The sequence below is a fragment of the Acidovorax sp. JHL-9 genome (genome assembly GCF_000426205.1).
In the GTDB taxonomy this organism is placed as follows: domain Bacteria; phylum Pseudomonadota; class Gammaproteobacteria; order Burkholderiales; family Burkholderiaceae_C; genus Acidovorax; species Acidovorax soli.
This window is the reverse complement of record NZ_AUEX01000024.1, coordinates 39,781-53,996: the sequence shown is the minus strand read 5'-3', so window position 1 is coordinate 53,996 and position 14,216 is coordinate 39,781. Positions and strand designations below refer to the sequence as shown.

General features: G+C 65.5%; 17 protein-coding genes. All 17 read right to left on the bottom strand.

Annotated features, from left to right (window positions below; translation table 11 throughout):
- Positions 1–412 precede the first annotated feature (412 nt).
- Positions 413–1,297 carry a D-hexose-6-phosphate mutarotase gene (locus K225_RS0114895; protein ID WP_051248992.1) on the bottom strand — a complete coding sequence of 295 codons (885 nt, stop codon included), beginning with the start codon at positions 1,295–1,297 and terminating at the stop codon, positions 413–415.
- Positions 1,287–2,033 carry a 1-(5-phosphoribosyl)-5-[(5-phosphoribosylamino)methylideneamino]imidazole-4-carboxamide isomerase gene (gene hisA / locus K225_RS0114890; protein ID WP_026437147.1) on the bottom strand — a complete coding sequence of 249 codons (747 nt, stop codon included), beginning with the start codon at positions 2,031–2,033 and terminating at the stop codon, positions 1,287–1,289. The genes K225_RS0114895 and hisA overlap by 11 nt, the downstream gene beginning before the upstream one ends.
- A gap of 64 nt (positions 2,034–2,097) precedes the next feature.
- Positions 2,098–2,775, bottom strand: a complete 678-nt coding sequence (gene hisH, locus K225_RS0114885) for an imidazole glycerol phosphate synthase subunit HisH (protein WP_026437146.1) — start codon at positions 2,773–2,775, stop codon at positions 2,098–2,100.
- 51 nt (positions 2,776–2,826) lie between these two features.
- Entirely contained in the window at positions 2,827–3,462 is a 636-nt protein-coding gene (gene hisB, locus K225_RS0114880) for an imidazoleglycerol-phosphate dehydratase HisB (protein WP_026437145.1), read from the bottom strand.
- Positions 3,459–4,583, bottom strand: a complete 1,125-nt coding sequence (hisC, locus tag K225_RS0114875) for a histidinol-phosphate transaminase (RefSeq protein ID WP_026437144.1) — start codon at positions 4,581–4,583, stop codon at positions 3,459–3,461. Before hisC ends, hisB begins: the two co-directional genes overlap by 4 nt.
- A gap of 100 nt (positions 4,584–4,683) precedes the next feature.
- Positions 4,684–6,012 (bottom strand): histidinol dehydrogenase, encoded by a 1,329-nt coding sequence (gene hisD, locus K225_RS0114865; RefSeq protein WP_026437143.1) that lies wholly within the window; start codon positions 6,010–6,012, stop codon positions 4,684–4,686.
- Between the two features lie 20 nt (positions 6,013–6,032).
- Positions 6,033–6,680: an ATP phosphoribosyltransferase gene (gene hisG / locus K225_RS0114860; RefSeq protein ID WP_026437142.1), complete on the bottom strand. Its 648-nt coding sequence runs from the start codon at positions 6,678–6,680 to the stop codon at positions 6,033–6,035.
- A 2-nt stretch (positions 6,681–6,682) separates the two neighbouring features.
- The gene (gene murA / locus K225_RS0114855; protein WP_026437141.1) at positions 6,683–7,957 is read right to left on the bottom strand and encodes a UDP-N-acetylglucosamine 1-carboxyvinyltransferase; all 1,275 of its coding nucleotides are present in this window, start codon (positions 7,955–7,957) and stop codon (positions 6,683–6,685) included.
- Positions 7,958–8,052: 95 nt separating this feature from the next.
- Positions 8,053–8,295 (bottom strand): BolA family protein, encoded by a 243-nt coding sequence (locus K225_RS0114850; RefSeq protein ID WP_026437140.1) that lies wholly within the window; start codon positions 8,293–8,295, stop codon positions 8,053–8,055.
- A 13-nt stretch (positions 8,296–8,308) separates the two neighbouring features.
- Positions 8,309–9,064 (bottom strand): ABC transporter permease, encoded by a 756-nt coding sequence (locus K225_RS0114845; protein WP_026437139.1) that lies wholly within the window; start codon positions 9,062–9,064, stop codon positions 8,309–8,311.
- The gene (locus K225_RS0114840) at positions 9,061–9,999 is read right to left on the bottom strand and encodes an ABC transporter ATP-binding protein (RefSeq protein ID WP_026437138.1); all 939 of its coding nucleotides are present in this window, start codon (positions 9,997–9,999) and stop codon (positions 9,061–9,063) included. Before K225_RS0114840 ends, K225_RS0114845 begins: the two co-directional genes overlap by 4 nt.
- A gap of 101 nt (positions 10,000–10,100) precedes the next feature.
- On the bottom strand, positions 10,101–10,373 hold the full coding sequence (locus K225_RS0114835) for an STAS domain-containing protein (RefSeq protein WP_026437137.1): 273 nt from the start codon (positions 10,371–10,373) through the stop codon (positions 10,101–10,103).
- Positions 10,374–10,389: 16 nt separating this feature from the next.
- Positions 10,390–11,031 carry a phospholipid-binding protein MlaC gene (locus tag K225_RS0114830; RefSeq protein ID WP_026437136.1) on the bottom strand — a complete coding sequence of 214 codons (642 nt, stop codon included), beginning with the start codon at positions 11,029–11,031 and terminating at the stop codon, positions 10,390–10,392.
- A 127-nt stretch (positions 11,032–11,158) separates the two neighbouring features.
- Entirely contained in the window at positions 11,159–11,944 is a 786-nt protein-coding gene (locus tag K225_RS0114825; protein ID WP_081679702.1) for a VacJ family lipoprotein, read from the bottom strand.
- Positions 11,944–12,432 carry an outer membrane lipid asymmetry maintenance protein MlaD gene (gene mlaD, locus K225_RS0114820; protein WP_026437134.1) on the bottom strand — a complete coding sequence of 163 codons (489 nt, stop codon included), beginning with the start codon at positions 12,430–12,432 and terminating at the stop codon, positions 11,944–11,946. Before mlaD ends, K225_RS0114825 begins: the two co-directional genes overlap by 1 nt.
- 33 nt (positions 12,433–12,465) lie before the next feature.
- Complete coding sequence (mlaE, locus tag K225_RS0114815) at positions 12,466–13,248, bottom strand: lipid asymmetry maintenance ABC transporter permease subunit MlaE (protein ID WP_026437133.1); 783 nt, start codon at positions 13,246–13,248, stop codon at positions 12,466–12,468.
- Positions 13,245–14,078: an ABC transporter ATP-binding protein gene (locus K225_RS0114810; RefSeq protein ID WP_026437132.1), complete on the bottom strand. Its 834-nt coding sequence runs from the start codon at positions 14,076–14,078 to the stop codon at positions 13,245–13,247. The genes mlaE and K225_RS0114810 overlap by 4 nt, the downstream gene beginning before the upstream one ends.
- Between the last annotated feature and the right edge of the window lie 138 nt (positions 14,079–14,216).

Below are 14,216 nucleotides of genomic sequence, written 5' to 3'. Positions count from 1 at the left end.
TCGTGTGGGCCTTGCTGGCGCACGATCGCAGCTATGAGCCAGGCTACGTGCGAGAGCAGGCCTGAGCCACAAAAACCGCGGCCAGAAACAAGAGCAGGAGAAAACCACCGATTGCTCAAGCAATCATGCAGTGATGGCAAGACAGGTCAGACCGTGGTGGATGCAATCCGATAAGAGCATGGCACTTCGAGTGCGCTGAACCGATAGGACATTCACCAGCGACTCCCATCAGGGACCGTGGCTGGCGCCACAGAAAGTCCGGATATACGGGTGCAATCTTTACTGTCTTGACTTCAGTGAGTGAGGGCTTGGCTTATTCGGGGCGTCCATATAAGGCTCTTATAGGATATCCGTGAGCGCCCACTGCATCATCAGCCGGAACCATCGGGATTTGCGCCCATTCAGTGGAAAACTAGGACGCCTGCAGCACCCTGAGCTCTTGCCAACCCTGCCACTGCCCCTGCGGCGCCAGGGCCACGGGCTGGTCGATCCGGGCCGCTTCCACGCACAGCATGGAGCGGTAGCCATCGGGCGGCATGTCTGCCAGCCGGGTGCAGAGTTCAGCCCCCGGGTTCCAGACCACGGTGTCGGACAGGCTGGCGCTCTGGGTGATCTGAAGCCATTGGGCACCGTCGAGCAGTTGCATGGGCCCGGCGGGCGCCTGAAAGACGCAGTCGTATTCACCCGCCAGGCGCACCGCACCCTGCTGCACACCGCGTGCATCCGCCACGGCGTCCCAGCGCGCACAGCCGTCGAGCCCGCTCAGGTGGACGCGCCCGACATCCTCCACGCGCAGATAGGTGTGCAGCGCGGTGGTGAAATTCCAGGCATCAGCGTCCATGTCGCCCGTGTTGCGCACCGCCAGTTGCACCCGCAGGCTGCCTGCGCCCAGCGCCACCGTCAGCTGCGCTGCAAAGCGCTCGGGCCACCAGTCGCGCGTGGCCTTGCTGTCGGCAAGTTCCAGGCACACGACCGACTGCGCATCGCCATCACCGCCCGGCAACATGCGGCGCCAGGCCAGATTGCGCGCAAAGCCATGCTTGGGCAAGGGGCCGCGCTGGTTGAACTGGGGAAAGCACAACGGGATGCCGCCACGGATGGCCGACTGGCCATCGAAAATCGCCTGGGGACTCAGGTACAGGCGCTCGCGCCCGCCGGCCACCCATGAAAGCACCTGGGCGCCATGCAAGGCCACCAGCGCGCTATCGCCCTGGGGCGCCTGCAGGCGGATGCAAGGCTGCCCCTGAAAAATCTCCGTGCCACCCCACGCAGCCACCGCCGCGCTGTCAAGCGGCATGGCCCAGCGCGTCGGCGCGCGCCTGGGCCGCGGCAAAGTCGAGGTCGCCACTGTAGATGGCGCGGCCGCAGATCACGCCTTCGACGCCTTCGCGCTCCACGGCGCACAGCTGCTCGATGTCGGCCATGTTCGACAGGCCGCCCGAGGCGATCACGGGGATGGACAGCGCCTGCGCAAGCTTCACGGTGGCGTCGATGTTGATGCCCGAGAGCATGCCGTCACGGCCGATGTCGGTGTAGATGATGGATTCGACGCCCCAGTCCTCGAACTTCCGGGCCAGGTCCACCACCTCGTGGCCGGTGAGCTTGCTCCAGCCGTCGGTGGCCACCTTGCCGTCCTTGGCATCCAGCCCCACGATGATGTGGCCGCCAAAGGCGCTGCAAGCGTCCTTGAGAAAGCCGGGGTTCTTCACGGCCGCCGTGCCGATGATCACGTAGCGCAGGCCGCCGTCGATGTATTTCTCGATGGTGTCCAGGTCGCGGATACCGCCACCCAGCTGCACCGGAATTTCTTCGCCCACCTCCTTGAGGATGGACTTGATCGCGCCGTGGTTCTTGGGCACACCGGCGAAGGCACCGTTCAGGTCCACCAGATGCAGGCGGCGCGCGCCGGCATCCACCCATTTGCGGGCCATGGCGGCAGGGTCTTCACCAAAGGTGGTGGATTGGTCCATATCGCCTTGCTTAAGGCGAACGCAGTGGCCGTCTTTCAGGTCGATGGCGGGAATGAGCAGCATGGTGGTGAAGTTCGGGAGGGAAAGGGCGAGCACGGCTCGGCCCGAACGGGTGGAAGTTAAGAAATCAGGGATTCCAGTGCAGAAAATTGCGGTACAGCGCCAAGCCGTGCTCCGCACTCTTTTCCGGATGGAACTGCGTGGCGAAAATATTGTCGCGCGCAATGGCGGCCGCAAACCAGCCGCCATAGTCCGTTTGCCCTGCGCAATGGGCAGGATTCTGCGGCACCGCGTAGAAACTGTGCACGAAGTAAAAGTAGCTGTTGTCCGGCACGCCCGCCCACACCGGGTGCACGCCGCCCCCGTGGTGGGCGTGGGGCATCTGCCGCACCTGGTTCCAGCCCATCTGGGGCACCTTGTAGCGGCTGCCGTCGGGCTGGGTGCGGCCTGCCAGGTCGAACTTGAGCACGTCACCACGGATCAGGCCCAGGCCCGGCGTGTCGCCTTCGGCGCTGTGGTCCAGCAGCATCTGCATGCCCACGCAGACGCCAAACATCGGCTTGGCGGCAGCGGCTTCCAGCACCGACTCCTGCAGGCCGGATTCGCGCAGTTCGCGCATGCAGTCGGGCATGGCGCCCTGCCCTGGCAGCACGATGCGCTGGGCGGCGCGCACGTCCTCGGGGCGGGAGGTGACCACGACCGTCCAGCCCGTATCGTGGGCCGCAGCCTGCACGGCCTGCGACACCGAGCGCAGGTTGCCCATGCCGTAATCGACCACCGCAACGGTTTTTACGTCCATATTCATAGCTGCTAGCACTTATCCATCAAGCGCCAGCGCCTGATTTGATCAAATATCTCACAACGAACCCTTGGTGGACGGGATAACGCCCGCCGAGCGCGGATCGCGCTCCAGCGCCGCGCGCAGCGTGCGCCCGAACGCCTTGAAAATGGTCTCGCACTGGTGGTGCGCGTTGACGCCCTTGAGGTTGTCGATGTGCAGCGTGACGCCTGCGTGGTTCACGAAGCCCTGGAAGAACTCGTACACCAGCTGCGTGTCGAGCTGGCCGATGCTGCCGGCGGTGAAATGCACATCGATGTGCAGGCCCGGCCGGCCCGAGCAATCGATCACCACGCGCGAGAGCGCCTCGTCCAGCGGCACATAGGCGTGGCCGTAGCGGCGGATGCCCTTTTTATCGCCCACGGCGCGCGCAAACGCCTGGCCCAGGGTGATGCCCACATCTTCCACCGTATGGTGGCCGTCGATGTGCAGGTCGCCCTCGCAGTCGATGTCGAGGTCGATCAGGCCGTGGCGGGCGATCTGGTCGAGCATGTGGTCGAAAAAGCCGATGCCCGTGTGCAGCTTGGCCTGGCCGGTGCCGTCGAGGTTCACGCGCACCGAGATGCGGGTTTCGGCGGTGTTGCGGCTGACCTCGGCAATGCGGTCGGCCAGGGGATCGGGAGACATGGAGGTGACGAGAGCGGAGGAAGTCATAAGGAAGCCTGCAGGGCGGCCAGCATCTGGGTGTTGTCTTCGGCGGTGCCCACCGTGAGACGCAGGCAATTGGCCAGCAATGGGTGCATTGTAGAAACGTTCTTGACGAGGACCTTGCGGGTTTTCATGCCCTCGCAGGCTTTGGCCGAATCCGCCACCCGCACCAGCACCATGTTGGCCTGGCTGTCCCACACCTTCTCGACGCCCGGCATGGCGCGCAGCGCGGCCAGCAGCTCGGTGCGCTGGGCGCGCAGTTCCGCCGCCTGCGCCGCAAACACCTCGGCATGCTCCAGCGCGAACAGCGCCGCCTCGCAGTTGAGCACGCTCACGTTGTAGGGCGGGCGCACCTTGTCGATCTCAGCCACCAGCGCCGCCAGGCCGATGAGGTAACCCAGGCGCACGCCCGCCAGGCCAAACTTGCTGAGCGTGCGCATGAGCAGCACGTGCGCATTGCGCGCGGGCTCGGCCCGCATGCGGTCGATCCAGGTGCGGCTGGCAAAGGGCTGGTAGGCCTCGTCCATGACCACGATGCCGCCCTGGGCACCCGCGGCGTCGATGATGCGCTGCACCGCACCCTCGTCCCACAGCGTGGCCGTGGGGTTGTTGGGGTAGGCGATGTAGGTGATGGCGGGCTGATGCTGGGCAATGGCGGCCAGCATGGCGGGTTCATCCAGCTCGAAATCGGGCGTGAGCGGCACGCCGACAAAATCCAGGCCCTGCAGTTGCGCCGACAGCGGGTACATCACGAAACCCGGCATGGGCGCGAGCATGGTGGCGCGCTGGCCCGTGCCGGGTTGCGCGCAGGCCAGCGCCAGCAGGGTGATGAGCTCGTCCGAGCCATTGCCCAGCACGATGCCGTAGCCCTCGGGCATACCCGCGTACTGGGCGAGGGCCGCCTTCAGGTCGGTAATGCGGTCGCCGGGGTAGCGGTTGAGCGCCAATGCGCCCAGGCGCTGGCCCAGCGCGGCCTGCAGGTGCGCGGGCAGGCGAAACGGGTTCTCCATCGCGTCCATCTTGAGCATGCCGGAGGAAGGCTGCACGGCGTAGGCGTGCATGGCGCGCACATCGGGGCGGATGCGGTCCAGGGTCTGGAGCGGGGAAGATGCAGCGGCGTGGGTCATTCGGCGGTTTCCAGTACGTTGGGGGCCACAAGAAAGGGGTGGAGCACGCGCCAGGCGTTCAGCGGCGCAGCGTGCACACAGGCGTCGGTCGGCAAGGCGGCTATTTGGACGATGGTCTGAGGCGCATTTCCGCCGCCCGCGCGTGGGCCTGCAGGCCCTCGCCATGGGCCAGCACGCTGGCGATCTGGCCCAGCGTCTGCGCACCGGTTTCGCTCACCTCGATGAGGCTGCTGCGTTTTTGAAAATCGTACACGCCCAGGGGCGAGCTGAAGCGCGCCGTGCCGCTGGTGGGCAGCACATGGTTGGGGCCGGCGCAGTAGTCGCCCAGGCTCTCGGAGGTGTACGCGCCCAGGAAGATGGCGCCCGCGTGGCGCAGCAGCGGCTCCCAGCGGTGCGGGTCGCGGCTGCTCAACTCCAGGTGCTCGGGCGCAATGCGGTTGCTGATGGCGCAGGCTTCTTCCATGCTGTGCGTGTGGATCAGCGCGCCCCGGCCCGTGAGGCTTTTGGCAATGATCTCGGCGCGCGGCATGGTGGGCAGGAGGCGGTCGATGGCGGCCTGCACGGCATCGATATAGGCCGCATCCGGACACAGCAGGATGGATTGCGCCAGCTCGTCGTGCTCGGCCTGGGAAAAGAGATCCATGGCCACCCAGTCGGCCGGCGTGCTGCCGTCGGCCAGCACCAGGATTTCGCTGGGGCCGGCAATCATGTCGATGCCCACGGTGCCGAACACGCGCTTCTTGGCGCTGGCCACATAGGCATTGCCGGGGCCGGTGATCTTGTCCACCTTGGGCACGGTGGCCGTGCCGTAGGCCAGCGCTGCCACGGCCTGCGCACCGCCGATGGTGAAGGCGCGCGTGACGCCGGCCACATAGGCGGCGGCCAGCACCAGGGCGTTTTTCTCGCCCCTGGGGGTGGGCACCACCATGATGATCTCCCCCACACCCGCCACATGGGCGGGGATGGCGTTCATGAGCACGCTGCTCGGGTAGGCGGCCTTGCCACCGGGCACGTAGATGCCCACACGGTCGAGCGGGGTGACCTTCTGGCCCAGCAGCGTGCCGTCTTCATCGCGGTAGCTCCAGCTCTCGCCCGAGGCCTTCTTTTGCGCCTCGTGGTACTTGCGCACGCGGGCGGCGGCGGCCTGCAGGGCGTCGCGCTGCACTGCGGGAAGGGTGTCGAACGCGGCTTTCAGTTCGGCCTGCGCCAGCTCCAGTGCCGCCATGCCCGGCGCCGAGAGGCCATCGAAGCGGGCGGTGTACTCCAGCACCGCCGCATCGCCGCGCTGCCGCACATCGGCCAGGATGTCGGCCACGCGCTGCTCGATGGCCGCATCGGTGTCGGCAGACCAGTGCAGACGGGCTGAAAAATCAGCCTCAAAAGTGGCTGCAGCGGTGGACAGACGGATGGGAGCAGCTACCAAAGTCATAGTTTGATGCGGTGGAGGTTTCAGTTCTTTGGCGCAGGAATGGCCGAGGCAAACGCATCGATGATGCGGCGCAGCGGCGCCTGCTTGAGCTTGAGCGCCGCCTGGTTGACCACCAGGTGCGAGCTGATGTCCATGATGCGCTCGACCTCGACAAGGTGGTTGGCCTTGAGCGTGTTGCCAGTCGAGACCAGATCGACGATGGCGTCGGACAGGCCGATGAGGGGCGCCAGTTCCATGCTGCCGTAGAGCTTGACCATGTCCACATGCACGCCCTTGCTCGCAAAGAAATCGCGGGCAATGCTGGTGTACTTGGTGGCCACCTTCAGGCGCGAGCCCTTTTGGACGGCCTGGGCGTAGTCGAAATCATCGCGCACGGCCACGCTCACGCGGCACTTGGCAATGCGCAGGTCGAGCGGCTGGTACAGGCCCTGGCCGCCGTGCTCGATGAGGGTGTCCTTGCCCGTCACACCCAGGTCGGCGCCGCCATATTCGACATAGGTGGGTACATCGGTGGCGCGCACCAGCACCACGCGCACATCGGGCTGGTTCGTGGGCAGGATGAGCTTGCGCGATTTTTCGGGGTCTTCCAGCACCTCGATGCCGGCGGCGGCCAACAGGGGCAGGGTTTCGTCGAAGATGCGGCCCTTGGAAAGCGCCAGGGTAATCATGCTCATGCCTTCATTCTTTCAATGTCAGCGCCAATGCCGCGCAGCTTGGCTTCCATGCAGTCGTAGCCCCGGTCGAGGTGGTAGATGCGGTCCACCACGGTTTCGCCGTCGGCCACCAGGCCCGCGATGACCAGGCTGGCCGATGCCCGCAGGTCGGTGGCCATCACGGTGGCACCCGACAGGCGTTGCACCCCTTCGATCACCGCCACCTTGCCATCGACCTGGATCCTGGCCCCCAGGCGCACTAGCTCGTTGACATGCATGAAGCGGTTTTCAAAAATCGTTTCGGTCACCGTGGCCGTGCCCTGCGCAATGCAGTTGAGCGCCATGAACTGGGCCTGCATGTCGGTGGGGAAACCCGGGTATTCGGTGGTGCGAAAACCCTGGGCCTTGAGCGTGGCGCTACCCGCACTTTGCACGCGGATGCCGTCCTCCACCGCTTGCACGGTGGCACCGGCTTCGCGCAGCTTTTCGATGACGGCATCCAGGTGGTCTGCGCGGCCATGGCGCAGCACCACATCACCGCCGGTCGCCGCCACGGCGCACAAAAAGGTGCCAGCCTCGATGCGATCGGCCACCACGCGGTGGGTGCAGCCGTGCAGCTGGTCCACCCCCTGGATGCGGATGCGGCTGGTGCCGTGGCCTTCGATCTTGGCACCCATGGCGATCAGCATCTCGGCCAGATCGGAGATCTCGGGCTCCTGCGCAGCATTCTCCAGCACCGTCTCGCCCTCGGCCAGCGCGGCGGCCATGAGGAAGTTTTCGGTGCCCGTCACCGTGACCATGTCGGTGGTGATGCGCGCGCCCTTCAGGCGCGTCCAGCCCGCGGGCAGCTTGGCGATCATGTAGCCGTGCTCGACCACGATCTCGGCGCCCATGGCGGCCAGGCCCTTGATGTGCTGGTCCACCGGGCGCGAACCGATGGCGCAGCCGCCAGGCAGCGACACCGTGGCTTCGCCAAAGCGGGCCAGCAGCGGGCCCAGGGCCAGCACCGAGGCGCGCATGGTCTTGACCAACTCGTAAGGGGCTTCGGGCGTGTTGAGGCCACCGGCATCAATGCGCACGGTGCCATCCTGTGAGCGCTCGGCCGCCACGCCCATGTTGCGGATGAGCTTGAGCATGGTGCTCACATCCTGCAGCTGGGGCACGTTGAGCAGGGTCACGGGCTCTGCCGTGAGCAGCGCGGCGCACAACTCCGGCAAGGCGGCGTTCTTGGCGCCAGACACCAGCACCTCGCCATTCAGAGGGCGACCACCGCGAATCAGGAGTTTGTCCATCTCGAAAAACCAGATATGTAATAAGTCAATGGCCTCTAGCGCCTATCCATCAGGCGCCAAAAGCTATCAATAAATAAGGAAACAGGGCAACGGCGTCACTGTCCCTGCGCCGCCCATTCTGCGGGGGTGAAGGTTTTCATCGACAGCGCATGCACCTCGTCGGTGGCCAATTTGGCGCCCAGCGTGGCGTACACGCGCTGGTGGCGCTGGATGGCGCGCTTGCCCTCGAATTCGGCCGAGACGATGGTGGCATACCAGTGGCGGCCATCGCCTTCGAGCGTGATGTGATCGCAGGCCAGGCCCGCGGCGATGATGTCTTTGAGCTGGTCTGCAGTCATGGTCGGTTCTCTGTCAATTTCTAATCTTGTAGCCGGTACGCAGCAGGTGCACGGCCAAGGCACTCACGGCCAGCCAGGCCATGCCCACGATGCCAAGGCTGAGCCAGGGCGAGGTATCGCTCTGGCCGAAGAAGCCATAGCGGAAGCCGTCGATCATGTAGAAGAACGGATTGAGATGGCTCGCGGTCTGCCAGAACGGTGGCAGCGACTGGATGGAATAGAACACGCCCGACAGGAAGGTCATGGGCACGACCACGAAGTTCTGGAACGCGGCCAGCTGGTCGAACTTGTCGGCCCACAGGCCTGCAATCAGCCCCAGCGTGGCCAGCAGCGCAGCGCCCAGGAAGGCAAAGACGAAGATCCACAGCGGCGCCGCAAACTCCGGCCGCGCAAACGCCAGGGTGACGATGAACACCCCCAACCCCACCACCAGCCCGCGCACCACCGACGAGCCCACATAGGCCAGAAACCAGGCCCAGTGCGACAGCGGCGTGAGCAGCACAAACACCAGGCTGCCCATGATCTTGCTCTGGATCAGACTCGACGAACTGTTGGCAAAGGCGTTCTGCAGCACGCTCATCATCACCAGGCCGGGCACCAGGAAGGCGGTGTAGCTGATGCGGTCATACACCTTCACATGGCCTTCGAGCACATGGCCAAAGATCAGCAGGTACAGCACGGCCGTGAGCACGGGCGCAGCCACGGTCTGGAAGCTGACCTTCCAGAAGCGCAGCACTTCTTTGTAGAACAGGGTTTGCCAGCCGGTCACAGTGCCACCTCCGACAGCGGAATGTTCGAGGCCGACGTTCCCGACATGACCTGCAGGAACACGTCTTCCAGGTCCGGCCTGCGGATTTCCATGTCCTGCACCTCCACACCGGCCACGCGCAGGGCGGCCAGGTGGTTTTCGATGTCCGCCGCATCGTGTGCGGGCAGTTGCACGATGCGGCCCGTGACCCGCGCCAGGAGGGCCAGGGACGGCGGCAACAAGGCGTCGGTCTTGAACTGCAGCACACTGCCCGAGGCCGTTTTGAGCAACTCGCTGGTGCGGTTGAGCGCCACCACCCGCCCCGCCTTGAGCATGGCGATGCGGCCGCACAGGGCCTCGGCCTCTTCGAGGTAGTGGGTGGTCAGCAGCACGGTGTGGCCCTCCTTGTTCAGGCGGGCGACGAAATGCCACAGGGTCTGGCGCAGCTCCACGTCCACGCCGGCCGTGGGCTCGTCGAGCACGATGATGGGCGGCTTGTGCACCAGCGCCTGCGCCACCAGCACGCGCCGCTTCATGCCACCCGAGAGCTGGCGCATGTTGGCATTGGCCTTGTCGGCCAGGCCCAGGTTGGCCAGCAGTTCGTCGATCCAGGCGTCGTTGTTCTTCACGCCGAAGTAACCCGACTGGAATCGCAGCGCCTCGCGCACATTGAAGAACGGATCAAACACCAGTTCCTGGGGCACCACGCCCAGCTTGCGCCGGGCCTCGGCAAAGTCGGACTGCACGTCGCTGCCCTGCACCAGCACCCGGCCCTGGGTCGCGCGCGCCAGGCCCGCCAAGATGCTGATGAGGGTGGTTTTTCCGGCACCGTTGGGGCCGAGGAGTCCGAAGAACTCGCCTTCCTCGATGTCCAGGCTGACCTGGTTCAGTGCCTGGAAGGGCCCCTTGGGGGTGACAAAGGTCTTGGAGATGGCTTGGAAGGAGACTGCGGGCATGGAACCTTTGATTTTAAGGCCTTGGCCCACAAGCTGCCGCCTTCAGGCCAACAGCACCCGCCGCCCGAGGGCATTGCCGACCTGGCGGGCCGGCGCCCAGCTCAGCCGGCCACCTGCAGCAATTCATCCACGCCGTACAGCCCAGCCATGCCGACCAGGGCTGCAGGCAGGCCCCTGACCACAAAAGCCTTGCGGTCTGCCAGCGCTTCGCGCCGGCACTCCAGCAGCACCGCCAGCGCGGAGCTGTCAAACACAGCCAGCGCGCTGGCATCCACCACCACCTCGGATCCCTTGAGGGCCTGGAGCCCCTGTACCAGCATGCGCAGGCAGCCGCTGGCCTGGCGGTGGGTGAGCTCGGAGGGAAGCACCAGCATGCGCGGGGTCTCGCTGTCAGCCCTTGGCGGCATTGTTCTTGTTGCGTGCCACCAGCGCCTCAATGAGGCCATCCACCCCGCGCGCATTGATCTCGGTGGCGAACTGGCCGCGGTAGGTTTCCACCAGCCACACGCCCAGCACGTTGAGGTTGTAGATTTTCCAGCCGGCGCCGACACCCGGGGTTTTTTCCAGCCGGTAATCGAGCTGGATCGGATCACCACGGCCCGTGATCTCGGTGCGCACCAGCACATCCTTGTCATCGGCCGCAGCACGCAGGGGCTTGATGGCAATGGTCTGGTCGCTCACCTGGGCCAGAGCGCCCGCATAGGTGCGCACCAGCAGCACCTTGAACTCTTCCTGCAGGCGCTTTTGCTGCTCGGGGCTGGCCTGGCGCCAGCCCGGGCCCACGGCAGCCGCCGTCATGCGCCGGAAATTCACGTTGGGCATGATCACCTTGTCCACCAGGGCGATCACCTTGTTGATGTCGCCAGCCTGGATGGCCTTGTCGCCGCGAACGCTGCCCATCACTTCGAGGGACAGGCGCTTGATCAACGCATCAGGCGCCTCTTCGGCAGCGAAAGCCGCCCAGGGCATCCCCATGGAGCTGGCCACCGCCAGTGTTGCAGCCATGCGGCCCAGGTTGCGTCGATTCATCATGTAGGTCTTCTCTCCATCGGGCGACGGTGTCGCCGGTCAATTCATTGTGATGGCACGCGGTGTACGCCATGCATCGTTGTGTTGCGCGGACGCAAGCAGTTGCAACCGCTCGCAACAACGCCCGCGCTCACTGGTCGGGTTCTGGCGGCAGTACACCACCGCTGTCGTCGTTCCCATCGGCTTCCTGAGCACCCGAGCGCAGAGCACGCCTCTGCAGAAACACGTCCCGCGTGAAACTGTATTTGTCGAGCGCAGCACCTTCCAGCACGGCCCCGGCCCCCAGCAGGCTGGCCCGGGTATCCACCGCCCGCAAGGCATACAGTGCATTGCGCGCAGCCACCGAATCCCACTGGCCGAGCAGATTGCCCTGCATGTCCACGGGCAATGCCGCGGTGTCGCGCACCGTGGAGGGTCCCAGCAGCGGCAGCACCAGATAAGGCCCCGTGGGTACGCCCCAGCGCCCCAGCGTGAGGCCGAAGTCCTGCCGGTTGCGGTCCACGCCCATCTCCGTGGCGATATCGAGCAGCCCGCCCAGACCAAACACCGTGTTGACGTTGAAGCGCACCAGGCTGGACATCGCATCTTCGGGGCGCAACTGCAGGACGCTGTTCACAAACGACCAGACATCCCCCAGGTTGCCGAAAAAGTTGTTCACCCCCGTGCGCACGGGGGAGGGAACGACATCCTTGTAGGCCGTGGCCACGGGTTTCAGGACCGCCTCGTCCACGCTGTCGTTGAACCGGGTCATGCTGCGGTTGTAGGGCTCCAGTGGATCCTGGGGATGGGCGCCCGGCCCGCTGGCACAGCCGGCCAGCAGCACAGCCCCCAGCACCAGGGCACACCCGCGCCGTGCCGCGCGGGCAAGCCGCGGCGGTTCATCTTGGCGAGCGAAGCCCGCAGTCGTCCACATCATCATTTTTTGCTACCTGCGTCCGACGGCTTGCCGCCCTCTTCCGCCTTGCTGTAAAGAAACTGTCCAATCAGGTTTTCCAGAACCACGGCCGACTGGGTGGCGGTGAGGTTGTCACCCGCCACCAGGTTGTGTTCGTCGGCACCTGCCTCGATACCGATGTATTGCTCACCCAGCAGGCCGCTGGTCAGGATCTTCAGGGAACTGTCCTTGGGGAAAGCATACTGCTTGTCGAGTTCCAGCGTCACACGTGCCTGGAAGGTCTTGTCGTCAAACGTGATCGACTCCACACGCCCGACCACCACGCCGGCACTGCGCACCGCCGCCTTGGGCTTGAGGCCGCCAATGTTGTCGAAACGCGCGGTCACGCGGTAGCCGGTCTGAAAGTTCAGGTGCAGCAGATTGGCCGACTGCAGCGCCAGAAACACCAGCGCGGCCGCCCCCAGCATCACAAACAGGCCTACCCAGAGATCGTTTTTGGATTGTTGCATCGTGCTTTCCTTGTCACGCCGGCTGCGCCCGCGTCAGATACTGAACATCATGGCCGTGAGGAGGAAGTCCAGCGCCAGCACCGCCAGCGAGGCCATCACCACGGTGCGCGTGGTGGCGCGCGAAACCCCTTCCGGGGTCGGCTTGGCCGTGTAGCCCTGCAGCAGCGCCACGAAGGTCACGGTAAAACCAAACACCAGGCTCTTGATGACGCTGTTGCCCAGGTCACTGAAAACATCCACGCCGCCCTGCATCTGGCTCCAGAACGCCCCGCCGTCCAGGCCGATCATGGGCACGGCCACGACCCAGCCACCCATCACGCCCACGGCATTGAACACCAGCGACAGCAGGGGCATGGCAATGACACCCGCCCAGAAACGGGGCACCAGGATGCGTCGCACGGGGTCCACGGCCATCATTTCCATGGCGCTCAATTGCTCGCCCGCGCGCATCAGGCCGATCTCGGCCGTGAGCGAGGTGCCAGCGCGCCCGGCAAACAGCAAGGCGGTGATGACCGGCCCCAGCTCGCGCAGCAGGCTCAGCGCCACCAGCTGGCCCAGCGCCTCGGTGGAACCAAAATCCTGCAGCGTGTAATAGCCCTGCAGCGCCATCACAAAGCCCACGAACAGGCCGGACACCGCAATGATGGCCAGCGAATAATTGCCCAGGAAATGCACCTGGTCGCGCACCAGTCCAGGGCGCTGCACGGCCGCCGGGGCCATGCGGACCAGCTGCCAGAACAGGCGCGCCGCCTGCCCCGCATCCGCCAGCTGGCTGCGCACGGCCAGGCCCACATCGGAAGGACGCCACCAGCTCATGCCGACCTCCCTTGCACCGGACCAAAGTCGCTGGCCACCGCGGGCCCCGGGTAATGGAAGGGCACCGGGCCCGTGGGCAGCGCGTTGACAAACTGGTGCACCAGCGGATCGGTGCTGGCGCGCACTTCATCGGGAGTGCCCTGGGCCGCCACCACGCCGGCGCCCAGGATGACCACATGGTCGGCCAGCGCAAAGGTGGCTTCCAGGTCGTGCGACACGAGGATGGTGGTGAGCCCCATGGCGTCATTGAGCTGCCGGATGAGTTGCGCGGCCGTGCCCAGCGATATGGGGTCGAGCCCGGCAAAGGGCTCGTCGTACATGACCAGCTCGGGGTCCAGCGCAATCGCCCGGGCCAGGGCCACGCGCCGCGCCATGCCGCCGGAGATCTGGCTGGGCATCAGGTCGCGCGCGCCGCGCAGGCCCACGGCATGGAGCTTCATGAGCACGATGTCGCGCACCAGCGCATCCGACAGATCGGTGTGCTCACGCAGCGGAAACGCCACGTTGTCAAACACATTCAGATCGGTGAACAGGGCGCCAAACTGGAACAGCATGCCCATGCGCCGCCGCGCCGCATACAGGCCCGCCGCATCCATGCGCCCCACATCCTGCTGATCGAACAGCACTTCGCCCTGCTGCGCCCGGTATTGCCCGCCAATCAGGCGCAGCACCGTGGTCTTGCCGCCCCCCGAAGCGCCCATGAGCGCCGTGACCTTGCCACGCGGAATCTTCAACGACAGGTCGCGCAGGATCACGCGCTCGCCGTACCCGAAGGTGACGTTGCGCAGTTCCGCCAGCGCGCTGGCAGCCGATGAATCGTTGGATGGCATGGTGCAGAACAAAAAACGCCGTCGAGAGCCGAGACCCTGACAGCAGGACCCGCATCATAGGGGAAACCCCTCGGTACTGCCCAGCCGATCGTTAAAACCTGTGGCATGCAAGTAACGCTTGCCTATGCTTGACGGTTA